At 73.0% G+C, this 17,175-nt stretch carries 9 protein-coding genes; 3 read left to right on the top strand and 6 right to left on the bottom strand.

Going from position 1 to position 17,175, the window contains the following annotated elements; genetic code table 11:
• Positions 1-3: 3 nt before the first annotated feature.
• The 3 genes from ABZ477_RS09625 to ABZ477_RS09615 form a co-directional block, all read right to left on the bottom strand.
• Complete coding sequence (locus ABZ477_RS09625; protein WP_360131521.1) at positions 4-2,697, bottom strand: FtsX-like permease family protein; 2,694 nt, start codon at positions 2,695-2,697, stop codon at positions 4-6.
• Complete coding sequence (locus tag ABZ477_RS09620) at positions 2,694-5,498, bottom strand: hypothetical protein (RefSeq protein ID WP_360131519.1); 2,805 nt, start codon at positions 5,496-5,498, stop codon at positions 2,694-2,696. Before ABZ477_RS09620 ends, ABZ477_RS09625 begins: the two co-directional genes overlap by 4 nt.
• A 107-nt stretch (positions 5,499-5,605) precedes the next feature.
• The gene (locus tag ABZ477_RS09615) at positions 5,606-7,708 is read right to left on the bottom strand and encodes an acyl-CoA dehydrogenase (protein WP_360131516.1); all 2,103 of its coding nucleotides are present in this window, start codon (positions 7,706-7,708) and stop codon (positions 5,606-5,608) included.
• Positions 7,709-7,891: 183 nt separating this feature from the next.
• Here ABZ477_RS09615 and ABZ477_RS09610 point away from each other — a divergent pair, with 183 nt between their 5' ends.
• Both ABZ477_RS09610 and ABZ477_RS09605 read left to right on the top strand, forming a co-directional pair.
• A complete protein-coding gene (locus ABZ477_RS09610) occupies positions 7,892-8,392 on the top strand; it encodes a GNAT family N-acetyltransferase (protein ID WP_360131513.1) in 501 nt (166 codons plus the stop codon).
• Position 8,393: 1 nt separating this feature from the next.
• Positions 8,394-9,668 carry a GNAT family N-acetyltransferase gene (locus tag ABZ477_RS09605; protein ID WP_360131510.1) on the top strand — a complete coding sequence of 425 codons (1,275 nt, stop codon included), beginning with the start codon at positions 8,394-8,396 and terminating at the stop codon, positions 9,666-9,668.
• A gap of 273 nt (positions 9,669-9,941) precedes the next feature.
• Here the strand turns inward: ABZ477_RS09605 and ABZ477_RS09600 are convergent, their stop codons facing one another.
• Together ABZ477_RS09600 and ABZ477_RS09595 are read right to left on the bottom strand one after the other, a co-directional pair.
• Positions 9,942-11,615: a formate--tetrahydrofolate ligase gene (locus tag ABZ477_RS09600; RefSeq protein ID WP_360131507.1), complete on the bottom strand. Its 1,674-nt coding sequence runs from the start codon at positions 11,613-11,615 to the stop codon at positions 9,942-9,944.
• Between the two features lie 184 nt (positions 11,616-11,799).
• Positions 11,800-13,614, bottom strand: a complete 1,815-nt coding sequence (locus ABZ477_RS09595) for a glycoside hydrolase family 3 N-terminal domain-containing protein (RefSeq protein WP_360131505.1) — start codon at positions 13,612-13,614, stop codon at positions 11,800-11,802.
• Between the two features lie 123 nt (positions 13,615-13,737).
• Here ABZ477_RS09595 and ABZ477_RS09590 point away from each other — a divergent pair, with 123 nt between their 5' ends.
• Positions 13,738-15,003 (top strand): TetR family transcriptional regulator, encoded by a 1,266-nt coding sequence (locus ABZ477_RS09590; RefSeq protein ID WP_360131502.1) that lies wholly within the window; start codon positions 13,738-13,740, stop codon positions 15,001-15,003.
• 192 nt (positions 15,004-15,195) lie between these two features.
• On the opposite strand, the gene recQ is transcribed toward ABZ477_RS09590, so the two are convergent.
• Positions 15,196-17,175: a DNA helicase RecQ gene (recQ, locus tag ABZ477_RS09585; protein ID WP_360131499.1), complete on the bottom strand. Its 1,980-nt coding sequence runs from the start codon at positions 17,173-17,175 to the stop codon at positions 15,196-15,198.

The raw sequence follows: 17,175 nt of genomic DNA, 5'->3' as shown, positions 1-17,175 counted from the left end.
TTCTCATCCTTCCTCGTCCGAGGATCTGATGGCCGATGACGCCGTCATGCGCGAGGCCGCGCCCGCGGCGACGAGCACGGCGAGCAGGGAGAAGACCGCGAATCCCGCGACGACGGCGAGCGGCATCCATCCGCCCGTCTCGACGGCGGGCTCGATCGAGCCGCCGAGGAACGCCGAGGCGCCCAGCTGCGGAAGGGCGAGGTACGACAGCGCGTAGCCGACGGCGACGCCGAACGGCAGCGCGACGAGGAGGGCGGGACCCACCTCCCACAGCACGAGCGGCACGTCGCGGCGGCGCGGGTAGCCGAGCGCGGCGAGGAGCGCCATGAGCCGCCCGCGGGCCGGAGCTCCGAGCACGAGCGACATCCCGATGGCGAGCACGAGGAGGACCGCGACGAGGACCCCGGCTGCCGCCAGCGACAGGTAGACAGCGCGCAGAGCGGGGTCCGCGGCGATCGAGGCGGCGTTGCCCGCGGGGGTCGTGACTCGCGCCGACGGACCCGCGATCGCGCGCACGGCATCGACCGCTTCGGGGACGCCGGCATCGGGATCGAGGGCCAGCAGGGCCATGCCGGTGCTCGTCGCCACGGCGCCGAGCCGGTCGGTGCTCGAGGGATCCACGAGCAGCCACGTCTCGGCCGGACCCGGCCGGGCTGTGGAGGGTGCCGTCGCGACCACCTCGACGGGGTGCCCGCCCAGGCTCGCCTCATCCCCCTTCAGCGCCTCGGCGAGCGCCGCTGAGACGACCGCCGGGATGCTGTCACCCCCATCGTCCGCGAGGCCCGCGGGGACGGGGATCGCGCCCGCGCCAGACGCCTCCTGCACGGCGGCGAGCGCGTCCGCGTCCGCGATGTAGACGGTCGCGCGCACGGTCCGATCGCCCGCGTCGAGGTCGACCTTCGTGCCTGCCGACAGCGCGGCGACATGCGCGACACCGGGGACTGCGCGGAGGTCCTCGAGCTGCCGCTCGGAGACGTAGGGCGCCTCGACCCGCACGTCCGCGCCGGCGTCGACGCGCGCCGCCGCCGCGACGCCCTCGGTCATCGTCGACCAGAACGCGACAGAGAACAGCACGACGGCGACGCCGAGCACGACCGCCAAGACCGGGGCCGTCCGCACGGACGGATCCCGCCGCCCGCGTGCGGGCCCGACCAAGGGCACGAGCGCCCTCGTGCGCGGGACGCGCGACTCGACCACGGAGAGGAGGAGGGGCACGCAGCGCAGCGCGAGGACGCACGCCGCCGCCGAGAGGACCAGCGGCAGCACGAGGAGTGCGGGATCGACCCCCGTGCTGCCCGTGACCGCGATGACCGTGAGCAGCGCCGCGGTGACGAGGATGACGATCTCGATCGCGCCGCGCCGCACCGCTCGGCCGCGCGGGACGATGCCGAGGTCGCGCCGCGCGTGCCGACGCGCGAGCGACAGCGTGATCCAGGGAAGGGCGACGACGGGCGTGAGCGCGACGGCCATCGGAACGAGGAGGGATGCCGCGCCCTCGAAGCCGACGAGGATCGCGGCCGCGACGACGCCGATGCCGGCACCGGCGAGTCCGAGGAGCACCCCCTCCAGCGCCAGTGCCGCGGTCAGCAGCCGATCAGAGGCCCCGCGCGCGGCGGCGAGCCGCGCGGTGCGCACACGGCGCGTCGCGACGAGACGTGCGGCGAGGGCGAGGACGACGATCGCGACGGCGAACGGCCCCACCGCCACGAACGCGACGATCGCGGCCATGGCATCAGCCCGCTCGACAGCGCCTTCGAGCACGCCCGGCGAGAGGCTGCTGAGCGCGAGGCCGAGCGGCCACCGGCTCTCGAGCACGACCGTCAGCGGCACCTCGACCCCGCTCGCCGCGCGCAGCTGCCGAGCGAGCTCGCCGGCCGTCGCGCCGTCGACGCGCTCGACTTCGAGAGGCAGCCACGTCTGCGTCATGAAGAAGTCGGGCATGTCCCGAGCCGCCCCCAGGGCGGCCGGCGCGCCGTAGGCGGTCGCGTAGAGCGTCACGTCTCCGAGCGGGCCGATGACCGGCGCCGCGCGGATCCCCGTCGGGATGTGCGTCCACTGCGGGTCGGACTCGTCGATCGCCTCATACAGGCCCACCAGGAGCAGCCGAGCCGGCGCCTCGCTCGTGAACGCGATGTCGCGGGCCTCGCCGATCGGCCAGTCGAGCGTCTCCGCGGCCTCGCGCGAGAGCGTCACCTCGATGACCTCGTCGTCGCTCGGCGCGGGCGCGCGGCCGTCCACGATCTCGACGCGATCCAGATAGCCGGGCTCGAACGTGACGGTGACGCGGTTCAGCGGCTTGGGCTCGTCGGCGACGCTCACCACCGGATCGCTCACGACGACGACGCGAGGGTCGCCCAGCACGCCGCGCAGCGAGGCGGGGAAGGCGCTGCGCGTCTCGTCGAGGGCATCGAACGCGCTCCCCCACTGCATCTGCTCGTCCTCCGGGAGCGCCTGAGCGGCCTCGCTGCCGCCCACGAGCGCTCGAGGCACGCCACGCGTCGCACCCGACACGTCGCGCGTCGACGGCGGGAGCGTATCGAGCGCCGCTGCGACCGTCGCGGTCCGCGCCGAATGCAGCAAGGCGGGCGCTGCGGCCCCCGCGAAGGAGATGAGTGCGATGAAGGCCACCACGAACGCCGAGACGACGGGGGCCGTGACCGCCGCCTTGAGGCCGAGTCCCCACGATCGCGCGGTCACGACGCCATCCCCGTGAGCGGCATCAGGAGGACGGGGCCGACGACGAGGGCCGTCGCCCATCCCGCGAGCGCGCCGGCGGCGAGCGCGAATCCCGCGGCCGTCGCCGTCTCGGCGATCCGTGCCCGTCGCTGCGCGTGGAAGTCGAAGCCGAACGAACGCAGCGGAACAGCCTCCGCGCGTCGATCCCGCGCGGTCGCGGCCATCACGACGGCGAACCCGAGGGCGCCGAGCACGGCACCGGCGAGCGCGACCGCCGTGAACAGGGCGAGCGCAGGCCGCGTCACCGGCGCGGCTGCAGCATCCTGTGCGACCTTCACGCGCACCGGATGCGTCGCCCACGCCCGCACGGATTCCGTCGCCGTCGACGCATCGTCGGCCGTGACGAGCACGGTCATGGGGCTCAGCACGGCGTCGCGCGCATCGACGAGCGAGGCGGTCATGCTCGCGAGGTCCAGCGCGACGCCCGGGGCCGAGCCGATGCCCGGCACGAAGTCGGCGACAGCCGCCACGCGGACGGCGAGGCTGCGCGTCGTGCCGTCGACGTCGAGATGAAGGATGCTGCCCGCCGGCGCATCCGCGAGTCCGGCGAGCGCGGACGTCACGACCGCGGGGATCTCGGCAGGGCGCTCCCCGCCGGCCGGGAGTCGCAGCGCTCGGGTCCCGGTGACCGGCGCGCCCGGCGCCGCCAGCTCGACGGCGCCGCCCGCGTCGGAGAGCTCGAGCCGGACGCTCACGCTCCCGCCCTCGAGCGCGCGACCCTCGACGTCCACCGCGAGGAGCCGCACCGGGTCTCCGAGCTCGGTCGTCAGAGCGTGCGGCTGCCCGTCGGCCGGGGCCGTGCCGAACTCGATCCACGCAGGTGCGCCCGCCTCATCGAGCACCCACGCGCCGACGGTCACCTCGGCCTGTCGCTCCGGCGGGTTCGGCCCCTGGGTGAAGAATCCCGTCACTTCGGCCGTGACGTCGCCGGTGAGCACAGGCGGTTCGCCCGCGGGGAGGGCAGCGAGCGCGGCGGCGACCTCTTCGTCGGCGCGCATATCCGCGAACGCGTCCGGGGTCGCCGCGAGCAGCCGCACCGTGGCGTCGCCGAGTCCGGCGGACGTGCGCACGGCGGGCTCGGCATCCCCGATGCCCTCCGCCGTGCGAAGTTCGGCGATGACCGGCGCCGGGTTGTTCTCGTCGACCGTCCGCGACCCGTCGAGGTCGGCCCGCACGTCGGCGCCGACAGCTGCCGCCGCGGCGGCTTCGCGACCGCCGGCCCCGACCGCGAGCGTGGCCGAGAGCGCCAGCACTCCACCGGCGAGGGCGAGGCACAGGACTCCCGCCAGCATCGACTGCGGCCTCCGCGCGAGCTGGAGCACGCCCAGACGCGTCGCGAGGCCCCGCCCGCGGCGCGTCGCCCGCTCGGCCGCCGTCGCCGCGGGCCCGGCGAGCTGGGTCGCGAGCAGGCAGAGCGTCAGGAGCACGAGCCAGGGAGCGGCCAGCGCGAGCGGGTCGATGCCGCCGCCCGCGTCCACGATGCCGCCGCGCGCGTACGCCTGTGCGACGGCGAGGCCCGCGACCACCGCGAGGCCGAGCAGCACGAGCAGGAGCGCGACGGTCACGGGACGCGCCCTGCCTCCGCGTGACCCTGATGCGCGCACGACCGTCGATGCCGCGAGCAGGGCTCCCACGGCGGTCGCCCCGATCGCGCACGCGGCAGCGGGCCAGAGCGCGGTCGAGGGGGGTGCGACCGTCATCGCGACCACGGCTCCCACGAGCGCTCCGGCCGAGGCTGCGACGGCGACCTCGCCGAGGATGCCCGCCCATACGCGCGGGCGCGTCGCACCGCGCGCGATCACGAGCGCGACCTGCTGCTCGCGCGCACGCCCCAGCGCGAAGACGATGACCCCGACGATGACCGCCGCGATGACTCCGAGCGCGACGATGGGCACGGCGAGAGCGCTGCGCGCGCCGGAGACGGCCGAGAGAATGCGCGCGAGGGTGCCCTTCAGTCCGTCTTCGACGTTCGCGGGCCCCGCGCTCGAGGTCCCCGCGGGGCCGCTCGCAGCATCCCCGATGCGATCGAGCGCGCCGATCAGCTCGGCGGCGGTCCCGGCGGTGAGCTCCCGCGGCGTCACGGTCCAGCGCGCCCGCAGCCGCGGGGCGTCGGCGAGCACGGAGTCGGCCGAGACCACGACGGGCCCGATCGCACCGTCCACCTCGCCCGACGCGACGGAGGGGTCGCCCGACCACGCGAGATCGGTCGGGTCCGCCGCACGCCAGACGCCGGCGACCCGCACCTCGCTGTCGTCGATCGTCAGCAGGTCGCCCGTCGCGAGGTCGAGACGGTCGGCCGCCGCCTCCGCGACGGCAACTTCGCCGGCGCCCGCGGGCCAGGCGCCCGAGACGAGCTCGGCGCGATCGGCGAGCGTCGCGTCGGCGAGCAGCGCGAGCGGGTGCTCCGAGCCGCCGACCTGGGCCGACCCCGTCGCGACGCTCGTGCGGCGGATGTCGGCCGGCATGCCTGCGAGGGCATCCTCGAGCGCCGCTGCCATCGCGTCCGCCTCCGCGGCGGGATCGGCGCCGAGCGGCAGCTCGACGACGACCATGCCGTCGCGGGGATCGGCGAGGCCGAGCATCCCGTCGACGCCGCGGTCGAACGCGCGCGCAGCGAGGGCGCCGACGATGGAGAGGGATGCCGCCGCGATCGCCGTGACGAGGGCGAGTGCCGCGAGCGACGCGATGCCCTCGCGGGCACGGCGGACGGCGTACAGCGCGGCACCTCCTCGGACGTCTGCCCCCGGCGGGGCGTCCGACAAGGCTAACCCGCCGCAAGGGGGCTCCCCGGCTGCGCGCCGGACGCCCCGGGACGGACCGAGGGCCGGCATCCCGTCGCCTCGACGACGATGATGCCGGCCCGCGTGGACTACTTCTTGAGCGACTTCTCCGAGACGGGCGAAGCCCCGGCTGCCTTGACCGCCGCGTAGTGCGCGGCCGCCTCCTCCTGCCGCTCGAGCTCGGCGCCCGACGCGATGGGCGCGCGAACGTGCTCGGGCGCGAAGCCGAACGCGTCGACGAGATCCTGCGCGTGCGGCCGGAGCCGCGCGCAGAGCCGATCGATGTAGCGGGCGACGGATGCTGCGCGCTGCGTCGAGAGCCGGCCGTTGATGAGGTACCACGCGAGGTGCTGCTCGATGAGGCTCAGGCCGAACAGGTCCCGCAGCCACACGAGGACGTGCTTCGTGCTCTCGTCCTCCACGGCGTTGACGGCATCCGTGAAGGCCTCCCACTGCAGCAGCTCGCCGTGTGCGCGCGCGGCTTCGATGAGCTCGGACTGGCTCGCGTTGAAGAGAGCCGCGGCCTCCGCCTTCGACAGCTTCGCCGCAGGGCGCAGCCGCGTCGCGATGTCCGAGATCATCTGGCGCACGCGGCCCGCGAGGAGCTCGTGCTGCTGGTCGGCGCGCAGCCCCAGCTCGACCGAGCGGGCCGTCGAGCCGAAGTCGGCGACGGTCTGCCCGAACTGCCGCAGGCCCGCGCCGTGGAAGACCTTGCCGGCGGTCTGACCGACGACGATGCGGGCGAGGGCCGCGGCATCCTTCCGCTTGAACTGGCGCGCATAGTCCGCCAGCAGTCGCTTGCCGACCAGCTGCAGCAGGATGTTGTTGTCGCCCTCGAAGGTCACGTAGACGTCGAGGTCCTGGTGCAGGCCCACGAGCCGGTTCTCGGCGAGGAAGCCCGCACCGCCGCACGCCTCGCGGCTCTCCTGGATCGTGTCGAGGGCGTTCCACGTCGACAGCGGCTTGAGCGCCGCCGCGAGGGTCTCGAGGTCCTCGCGCTCCTCGGGAGTGTCGGTGCGGCCGCCGAAGACGCCGTCGAACTTCTTGAGCAGCTCGTCGTGCGCGAAGAACTGCGCGTAGGTCCGGGCGAGGCGCGGGAGCAGCCGGCGCTGGTGCTTGCCGTAGTCCAGCAGCACGACCTCGGGCGTGCCGACACCGGAGTCGAACTGGCGGCGCTGGTTCGCGTAGGTGATCGCGATGTACTCGGCGAGCGCGGCACCCGTCGTCGCTGCGCCGTCGAGCGAGACGCGTCCCTGCACGAGTGCGCCGAGCATCGTGAAGAAGCGCCGGCCGGGGCTGGGGATGTCGGAGCTGTACGTGCCGTCGGGAGCGACGTCGCCGTAGCGGTTGAGGAGGTTCTCGCGCGGGACGCGGACGCTGTCGAAGTGCAGGCGCCCGTTGTCGATGCCGTTGAGCCCGCCCTTCGGACCGTCGTCCTCGCCGCCGACCCCGGGGAGGAACGCGCCCTCGTCGTCGCGGAGCGGCACGAAGAAGCAGTGCACGCCGTAGTTCACGCCGCCCGTGATGAGCTGCGCGAAGACCGTCGCGGCCTTGCCGTGCAGCGCGGCGTTGCCGAGGTAGTCCTTCCACGCGCCGCGGAACGGCGTGTGGATGACGAACTCCTCGGTCTCGGGATCGTAGGTGGCCGTCGTGCCGATGGCCGCGACATCCGATCCATGTCCCGTCTCGGTCATCGCGAAGGCGCCCGGAAGGCTCAGGTCGATGACGCCGGGCAGCCACTTGTCGTGGTGCTCCTTGGTGCCGAGCTGGTGGATCGCGGAGCCGAAGAGGCCCCACTGCACGCCGGACTTGATCTGCAGGCTGGGGTCGGCCAGGACGAGCTCCTGGAAGCCCGCGAGGTTCGCGCCATTGTCGTTCTTGCCGCCGTACTCCTCGGGGAAGGCGCGGCGCGAGCCGCCCGCGTCGACGAGCGCGTGCAGCTGCGCGAGGACGCGCTCGCGGTGCTCGGGCATCGGCTGCCCTTCGACGCGCCAGAAGGCGGGGTCCTTGATCATCTCGCGCGCCTCGAGGCGCGTGTCGGCCCACGTGCCGAGGAGCATCCGGGTCACGTGCGCGACATCGATGCTGGGTTCGGATGCCTCGGCGGCGCTGTGCGCGGCGGTCGGGGCTCCGCCGGCGGGCGTGCGGGAGTTGATGGCGGGCTTGTTGGGACGGACGGCGGCGTCGGCCATGGCATCACCTTTCGTCAGTGATGGTGCGGGGAGGTTCTTATTCACGGTAGGTCTCCCACAACGCAAGCCCAAGCCTGTTGAGGATTCCTCACAAAGAGGTCGCGGGACCCGGCGCACCGGGGTTGTGCGGTCCCGACACCCGCCCGCCTGAGGGGTGTCGGCGAGGCGCCCTAGACTCGCGGCGTGAGCTCGCCGCCCCGACTGGATCTGACCTTGGTTCCGTGGACGGATGCCGACATCGCCGTCCTCGAGCGCGCGAACTCCCCCGCCATGACCCGCTTCCTCGGAGGCGTCGAGTCCGCCGACGATCTCGCCGAGCGGCACCGGCAGTACCTCGGGTTCGCCGAGACCGGCGGGGGCGCGATGTTCCGCGTCGAGGTCGACGGCGAGACCGCCGGCTACGCGGGGTGGTGGAGCGAAGTGCACGAAGGCGAGCCGGTGTTCGAGATCGGCTGCGCCGTCCAGCCGGAGTGGCAGGGGCGCGGCGTCGCTACCGAGGCGCTGCGCCGCGTCGTCGCGCTCGCGCGCGAGACCGAGCCGAGGCCCGTCGTCGGCTACGGGGCCGTGGGGAACGCGGCATCCCGCGCCCTCTGCCTCCGCGTCGGATTCGAGCATCGCGGCACGGGGATCTTCCCCGGGGACGACGGCGACGTCGAGGTCGACATCTGGGTGATCGGAGGCTGACGTGCGCGTGACGCTGCGGCGCTGGAGCACCGAGGATCTGCCGGTCCTCGAGCGCGCGAACACCCCCGAGATGACCAAGCACCTGGGCGGCCCCGAGACGGCCGAGCAGGTCGTCGCCCGGCACGCGAGGTACCTGCGGCTGTGGGAGGCGGGCGACGCGCACATGTTCCGCATCGACGTCGACGGCGAGCCGGCGGGCGCGATCGGGTGGTGGCACGTCGAGCACGACGGACGGCCGGCGTACGAGACGGGGTGGGGCGTCGAGCCGCGCTGGCAGGGGCACGGCGTCGCGTCCGAGGCGCTCCGGCAGCTCATCGCGGACGTCCGCGCGGACGGCGAGCGCGACCTGCTCGTCGCGTATCCGGGCGTCGACAATCCGGGATCGAACGCCCTGTGCCGCCGCGCGGGGTTCGCGCTGACCGGGTCGAACACGATGCCGTGGCGCGGCGCCGAGCTCACCTTCAATATCTGGGTGCTCGACATGTCGCCGCTCGACCTGACGGGCCGCGAGCCGGATGTCGACGAGCGGTTCGACGAGGGCGTCCTCGATGAGAAGCTCTGGTGGCCGTTCTACACCCCGCAATGGTCCTCCCGTGAGCGCACGGCCGCTCGCTACACGGTCGGGGCACCAGGGCTCGAGCTGAGGATCGAAGCCGACACGCCGCCCTGGGCTCCCGACCTCGACGGCGACCTCAGGGTGTCGCACCTGCAGACGGGGCAGCTCTCGGGGTCACGCGGCTCCGGCGACGGACAGCACCGGTTCAGGCCCGGCCTGGTCGTTCGCGAGGAGCAGCCCGACCGACTCCTGTGGCTGCCGCGGTTCGGGGTCATCGAGGCGCGGCTCGCAGCGATCCGGCATCCATCGGCGATGGTTGCGCTCTGGCCGATCGGCTTCGAAGAGCGCCCGGACGACTGCGGCGAGATCTGCATCGCCGAGATCTTCGGATCGGAGCTCGACGACACCGGCGGCTGGGTGGGCGTCGGCGTCAAGCCGCAGAACGACCCTCGACTGCGAGCCGACTTCGAGAAGGTGCGGGTCGAGGGCGACCTGACCGAGTTCCACGACTTCGCCGTCGAGTGGACGCCCGAGAGGCTGCGCTTCTTCATCGACCACCGGTGGGTGAAGACCGTCGCCCAGACGATCGACTACCCCGTCCAGATCATGCTCGACGTGTACGAGTTCCCGCCCGAAGGCGGCGAACGGGATGCCGCGGCCCTGCCGCACCGGTTCCGCGTCGCGTGGGTGCGGAGCTATCCGCCGCCGCCCGCTCGCTGACCGTCCCCGTGCGGAGGTGTTGTGGCCCTGCGGAGGCGCGGGGAGCGGCATCCCTCCTCCGCACGAGGACAACTCCTCGGCAAGCCCCGGTCGACGCGCGCGGGTCCGACCCCTCGACAAGCTCGGGGATCGAGGGGCAGGCGGGGATGTGGGATGCCGCTGACCGTCCCCGTGCGGAGGTGTTGTGGCCCTGCGGAGGCACGGGGAGCAGCATCCCTCCTCCGCACGAGGACAACTCCTCGGCAAAGCCCCGCTCGCCGGGTGCGGATGCTGTCAGAACAGGCCGACGATCCGGCCCTCGTCGTCGACGTCGATCGCGTTGGCCGCGGGAGACGCGGGCAGTCCCGGCATCGTCATGATGTCGCCGCAGATCATGACGACGAACCGCGCTCCGGCGGCAAGTCGCACCTCGCGGATGTCCACGACGTGCCCCGACGGCGCGCCGCGCAGCTTGGGGTCGGTCGAGAACGAGTACTGCGTCTTGGCGACGCAGACGGGATAGTCTCCGTAACCCTCGTTCTGCAGCCGCCGGATCTCGGTCCGCACGGCGGTCGAGGCCGTGATGTCGGACGCGCCGTAGATGCGCGTCGCGATCGTCCGCATCTTCTCCCACAGCGTCGCGTCGTCGGGATACGTGAAGCTCAGCTCGGCCGGTTCCGCGGACAGCCGCACGACCTCGCGGGCGAGCTCCTCCGCGCCTGCCCCGCCCTCCGCGAAGTGACGGGCGACGACGGCCTTGGCCCCCGCGCGCTCGACGGCCGCGACGAGGGCCGAGACCTCGGCATCCGTGTCCTCCGCCCGGTGGTTGATCGCGACGACGGCCGGCAGACCCCAGGTCCCGCGCACCGTCGCGAGGTGGCGGAGCAGGTTCACGGTGCCGCGCTCGAGCGCCGGTACGTTCTCGGTCGGCAGGTCGGCGACGTCGACCCCTCCGTGATACTTCATGGCGCGCACGGTCGCCACGATGACGGCGGCCGAAGGGCGCAGCCCCGTCGATCGGCACAGGATGTCGATGAACTTCTCGGCCCCGAGGTCGGCGCCGAACCCGGCCTCGGTCACGACGTAGTCCGCGAGCCGCAGCGCCGACTGCGTCGCGATGGCGGAGTTGCAGCCGTGCGCGATGTTGGCGAACGGCCCGCCGTGCACGAAGGCCGGCGTGTGCTCGAGCGTCTGGACGAGGTTCGGGGCCAGGGCGTCGCGGAGGATCGCGGTCATGGCGCCGTGCGCCTCGAGGTCTCGCGCGAGCACCGGCCGTCGTTCCCGCGTGTAGCCGATCACGATGTCCCCGAGCCGCTCCTTGAGGTCCGCGATGCCCGTCGCGAGGCAGAACACCGCCATGACCTCGCTCGCCACGACGATGTCGAAGCCGGACTCGCGCGGATACCCGTTGCCCGGCCCGCCGAGGCCCACGACGACGTGCCGCAGGACGCGGTCGTTGACGTCGAGGACGCGCCGCCACGTGATGCGGCGCACGTCGATGCCCAGCGCATTGCCCTGGTGGATGTGGTTGTCGATGAGCGACGCGAGCAGGTTCGTCGCGACGGCGATCGCCGAGAAGTCCCCCGTGAAGTGGAGGTTGATGTCCTCCATGGGCACGATCTGGGCGTAGCCGCCGCCTGCCGCTCCGCCCTTCATTCCGAACACCGGGCCGAGCGCCGGCTCCCGGAGGCACACGATCGCGCGCTCGCCGACGCGCATGAGGGCGTCGCCGAGGCCGACGGTGGTCGTCGTCTTGCCCTCGCCTGCGGGTGTGGGAGAGACCGCCGTCACGAGCACGAGCTTCCCGCGAGGACGGTCGGCGATCGAGTCGAGGTGCCGGAGCGAGACCTTCGCCTTGTGCCGTCCGTACGGCTCGAGGCTCTCCTCGGGGATGCCGAGCCGCTCGGCGATCTGCGTGATGGGCAGCAGCTGCGCGGCCTGGGCGATCTCGATGTTGCTGAGCCCCACTGATCCCCCCGGTTCGTCGCCGTCGACAGCGCCAGCCTAGGGGGACGGATGCTGTCCCGCCCGCGCTTTCACACGGGTTCCCCCGTCCCGGAGCCCGGGTACGGTCCCCGAGCCTCTCGAGGCGCCGAACCGGAGCCCCGGGTACGGTCCCCGAGCCTGCCGAGGGGTCGAAGCCCGGCGCGGCCTACAGGCTCAGACCGTGCCCGAACCGGAACAGCGGGTCGACCGTGTCGAAGGGGACGTCGGGGCGGGATGCCTCGACCGCCGCCATCGAGCGCGGCAGGTCGAACGGCAGCCGGCCCTTGGGCTCGGCCGCGCCCGTCAGGACGTCCAGGAGCGCCGCCGCACTCGCACCCCAGTTGACCGTGACACCGGCCGAGACCTCCACGAACGGCTCGAGGATCGCCGGACGGTCCGCGAAGACGTCGACGATCGTCGGCACCGCGGCCGCGACGGCGCCGACGTGCGCGATGACGTCCTCGGGGTAGTCGAGCGAGCCCGCGTGGAAGAAGTTCTCGAACATCGACCCGCGCTGCTCGTAGGGCGCCTGCAGGCGCAGGATGGCGGCATCCGCCTCCTCCGGCGTCTCGACGAGCTCGCCGTAGGCCGCCGCGACGGTGGGATCGATGCCCTCGACGTAGAGCTTGAGGCCGCGGGCGAGCGGGAGCGCGGGGACGCCCGAGTCGGCCCAGCCCGACCGGATCGGGCGGTTGGTCAGGAGGGTGATCGCGGCGCGCTGCGCAGCCTCGCCGGCGGCGCGGAAGTCGGCGCGTCCGACGACGGCCTCCGCCGCGTCCTCGTCGACGAAGGGGTTCTCGAAGAGGCCGAGCTCGAACTTCTCGCGCAGGATGCGGCGGGCCGAGACGTCGAGGCGCTCCTCGGAGATCTCGCCGTCGGCGACGAGCTCGAGAAGGAGCTCGGGGCACGCCTCGCCGCCGAACTGGTCGGCTCCGGCATCCAGGATCTTCTTCAGGCGCTCGCGCGGCGACAGGTGCTCGACGCCCCACGCGCGCGCCGGGAAGGGCTGGCCGAAGATCTCGGCGTCGCTCACGAGACCCCAGTCGGTGCAGACGAGGCCGTCGAAGCCGTACTTCTCGCGCAGGAGGCCCGTGATGACGGACTTGTTGAAGCCGAACCCGACCTCTTCGTGCTCGGTGCCGACGGGCATGCCGTAGTACGGCATGATCTGGCGCGTGCCGGCGACGAACGCGGCTTCGAAGGGCTCGAGGTGCAGGTCGAACCGACCGCCGGGGTAGACCTGCTCGCGGCCGTAGGCGAAGTGCGGGTCCTCGCCGTCCTTCTGCGGGCCGCCGCCGGGGAAGTGCTTCGTCATGGTCGAGACCGAGCCGGGTCCGAACGACGAGCCCTGGAAGCCCCGGATGTACGCGGCGCCGAGGCGCCCCGAGAGCTCCGCGTCCTCGCCGAAGGTCGCGACCTGGCGGGACCAGCGCGGCTCGGTCGCGAGGTCGACCTGCGGGTGCAGCGCGACGCGCAGTCCGACCGCGGTGTACTCCTGGCGGGCGATATCGGCGAACGTCTCGACGAGCGCCTCGTCGCCGATCGCGGCGAGCCCCAGCGTCTCGGGCCACTGCGAGAACGGGCCGGCCATGATCGCGGCGCCCGGGTTGTCGCTGAACGAATGGCGCGGGTCGGTCGAGAGCGTCACGGGGATGCCGAGACGAGTGGATGCCGCCAGCTCCTGCAGCGCGTTGTGCCACGCTGCGATCTCGCGGCCGGTCGGAGCGGCCCCGAGCAGGTTGAAGTGCGTCATGCGCTTGACGTCGATGAAGTCGCGCGCGGACGGCGTGCCGAACATCGGGTTCGCCTCGTCGAGGTCGCCGATCGCGATCATGGTGTGGAAGAAGAGACCGGCCTTCTCCTCCAGCGTCATCGCGCTGAGCAGCAGTTCGACGCGCTCGGCCACGGGCAGCTCGGAGTCGAGCCACGGGCGGTCGGAGACGGTGGGCGCGGCGTCCGCGACGATCGTCGTATCGGTCATGATCACTCCCTCGACGGCCTCGGGACGGCGCGCCTGACCGATGAGGATACCGGAACCCGACCGAGTGGTAACTGAAAGTCGGCCGATTGGTCACTCCGCGGATAGGATCGCCGCGGAGGAATCGTGGACACGACGAGGGGCACGATGCGCAGCGTCCGCGCTGAGCGCACGCGGTCCGCGATCGTGACGGCCGCCCACGATGCCTTCGTCTCGCGCGGATACCGGGCCACGTCGCTGCGGGAGATCTCCGCTGCCGCGGGCGTGAGTCATCCCGGGCTCCTCCGCCACTTCGCGACGAAGGGCGAGCTGCTCGCCGCCGTCATGGCGACCCTCCAACTCGACAACGAGGAGCTCGTCCTCGAGCATCTCGCACATGACGACGGGGGGATGCTGGACTTCGGCGCGATCGCGCGCCGCAACGCCGCGGTCCCCGGCTATCTCCCCCTCTTCGCGGCGCTCACGGGCGAGGCGTCCACGTCGCACCACCCCGCGCACGGCCTCATGCGCGAGCGGTACGCGCGACTCGTCGAGCTCTCGACCCAGCTCCTCCGGGACGCGATGGACCACGGCGTCGTCGCCTCCGACCGCGACCCGCACGCGGAGGCGATCCGCATCGCGGCGGCGTGGGACGGGCTGCAGCTGCTGTCGCAGTACCTGCCGGGTCGCGTCGATGTGGCGACATCCCTCGAGGTCTACCAGGAGGCGCTGGCTCTCCCGCGCGGGTGGCGGGAGCAGGGTGACTCGCGCCGGGCGGTGCCCCCGGCATCCTTTCCACGCGTCGCGGAGGTCGGCGCAGATGAAGGCGTGCCGATGCTCGGATACCGCGTGGGCCGCGATCGCCGCGCCCGGATCGTCGCGGACGCGATGGCCCTCTTCGCCCGCGACGGATACGGCGACACGAGCCTTCAGGACATCGCCGCCGCGGTCGGCGTCTCGAAGTCGACGCTGCTGCACCACTACCCGACGAAGGAGACGCTGCTGAGCGCCGTCCTCGCCGAGCGGGACCGGGGCATCCCGCGGCCGCTGCCGGCTCCCGCGCGCGCGGCCGACGTGCTGCGCGGGATGCCGGCGGGCGCGCGCCTCAACGCGGAGCAGGCGCCGGGACTCATCGAGGTCTACGCCGTGCTCTCGTGCGAGGCGGTGCCGACGTCTCATCCCGCGCACGGCTACTTCGCGGAGCGGTTCGCCGGGGCCCTCGACCTCTTGACGGCGCTGCTGCGCGCGGCGCAGGCGGACGGCGACCTGCCGCGGCATCGCGACCCCGCCTTCGAGGCCGTCTGGCTCGTCGCGCTGTGGGACGGCCTGCAGTACCAGTGGCTGTACGACCGCGACGGGGTCGACGTCGCCGCGCACCTCGCGAGCCACCTCGAGGATCTGCTCCCGGGGTAGCCGCGCGCGCACCCGGCGTTCGCCCGCCACAACGTCGCAGAAAACCACACCGTCGCACGCATCCACCCCGCACCGTGCGACATTGCGGCGATCTGCGGCATTGTGGTCGGCGGATGCCGCGACCCCGCGCCGCCCCCGATCCCCCGAGGCTCGCTGGGTCGGGACCGGAGTGTGAGGTCGAGCGAGCCGGGGTCAGGCCGCGGCGATGACCGCGAGCACCGCCTCGCCGTAGGTGTCGCGTTTCTTCGCGCCGATGCCCGAGATGCCGTCGAGCTCGGCGGAAGAGCCGGGCCTGGCCGCCGCGAGCGCCCGCAGCGTCGCGTCGTTGAAGACGACGTACGCAGGCACGCCCTGCTCGCGCGCGACGTCGGACCGCCAGGCGCGCAGCGCCTCGAAGAGCCCGCGGTCCTCGGGCTCGATCGTCTCGGACACGGTCGTGCGGCGGACGGACGTCGAGCCGCGACGTCCCATGACATCGCGGCGCAGGAGCACCTGCCGCTCGCCGCGCAGCACGTCGCCGGCCGTCTCGCCGAGTGCCAGCGTCCCGTACTCGCCGCGCGACACCAGCAGTCCCGTCGCGAGCAGCTGCCGCACGACGCCCCGCCAGTCCTGCTCGGACAGCTCGGCACCGATCCCGAACGTCGCAAGCTCGTCATGCCGCTGCTGGCGGACGCGGTCGGTCGTGTTGCCGCGGAGGATGTCGATGAGCTGACCGGCGCCGAACGCCTGTCCGCGCTCGCGCTGCAGCCGGACGATCGTCGACATGAGCTTCTGCGCCGCGACGGTGCCGTCGAAGGTCTCGGGCGGCTGGAGGCACGTGTCGCAGTTGCCGCACGCCTCGGACGGCTGCCCGAAGTAGCCGAGCAGGTTCTGGCGGCGGCATCCCACCGTCTCGCACAGGGCGAGCATCGCGTCGAGGTGCTGCCCGAGGCGTGTCTTGAATCCCCGATCGCCGGGGCTCTGCTCGATGAGCCTGCGCTGCTGCACGACGTCGCCGAGTCCGTACGCCATCCACGCGATCGCGGGCTCGCCGTCGCGGCCGGCGCGACCCGTCTCCTGGTAGTACCCCTCGACCGACTTGGGCAGGTCGATGTGGGCGACGAACCGGACGTCGGGCTTGTCGATCCCCATGCCGAAGGCGATCGTCGCGACCATGACGACGCCGTCCTCGCGCAGGAAGCGGGACTGGTTGGCGGCGCGGACCGAGGCGTCGAGCCCCGCGTGGTACGGCAGCGCGTCGATGCCCTGCATGCGGAGGTACTCGGCCGTCTGCTCGACGGACTTGCGGCTCAGCGCGTAGACGATGCCGGCACCCGTGTCGACGCCGACGCTGCGGATGAACGCGACGAGCTGGCGGCGCGGCTCGTTCTTGGGCTCGATGCGGTACTGGATGTTCGGGCGGTCGAAGCTCGCGACGAAGTGCTCCGCGCGGGGCAGGTCGAGCCGCTGCGTGAGCTCGCGGTGCGTCTCGCGCGTCGCCGTCGCGGTGAGCGCCATACGCGGAACGCCCGGGAAGCGCGTCCCAAGATCGCCGAGTGCGAGGTAGTCGGGACGGAAGTCGTGGCCCCACTGCGACACGCAGTGCGCCTCGTCGATCGCGATGACGCTGAGCCGGCCGCGCTGCAGGAGCGCCGTCGTCGACGGTGCCGAGAGGCGCTCAGGGGCGACGTAGAGCAGGTCGAGCTCGCCTGCGAGGTAGGCCTGCTCGACCGCCTGACGCTCGGCCGGCGCCTGCGTGGAGTTGAGATACGCGGCGCGCACGCCGTTGGCGACGAGCGCGTCGACCTGGTCGTGCATGAGGGCGATGAGCGGGCTCACGACGAGCCCTGTGCCCGGCCGCGCGAGGGCCGGCACCTGGTACGTGATGCTCTTGCCGCCGCCGGTCGGCATGAGCACGACAGCATCCCCGCCGCCGATCACGTGCTCGACGATCCGGCCCTGGTCGCCGCGGAAGTCGTCGTACCCGAAGACCTCGCGGAGGATCGTGTGCGGCGCGGCGCCGGTGAAGTCGCGACCGCGCGGGGCAGGGTCCGCGGCGAACGCGGTGCGCTCGAGCTGCGGGTCGGGAGGCGGCATCCATCCGTCCTCCGGCGGAGCCCACGCGTCGTCGGGCGCGTACGCGTCGGGATCCCACGCGAGATCGGCGTACGGGTCGCCCTGCGGGTTGGTCAC

It is taken from the genome of Microbacterium sp. NPDC019599, assembly GCF_040632175.1.
In the GTDB taxonomy this organism is placed as follows: Bacteria; Actinomycetota; Actinomycetes; order Actinomycetales; family Microbacteriaceae; genus Microbacterium.
The sequence above is the reverse complement of the archived record's forward strand: the minus strand, read 5'-3'. Positions and strand labels throughout refer to the sequence as shown.

What these genes read in the sequence shown, in the direction of transcription:
- ABZ477_RS09615 (WP_360131516.1), bottom strand. Translation starts at nt 7,708, where the DNA reads ATGGCCGACGCCGCCGTCCGTCCCAACAAGCCCGCCATCAACTCCCGC.
- ABZ477_RS09595 (WP_360131505.1), bottom strand. Translation starts at nt 13,614, where the DNA reads ATGACCGATACGACGATCGTCGCGGACGCCGCGCCCACCGTCTCCGAC.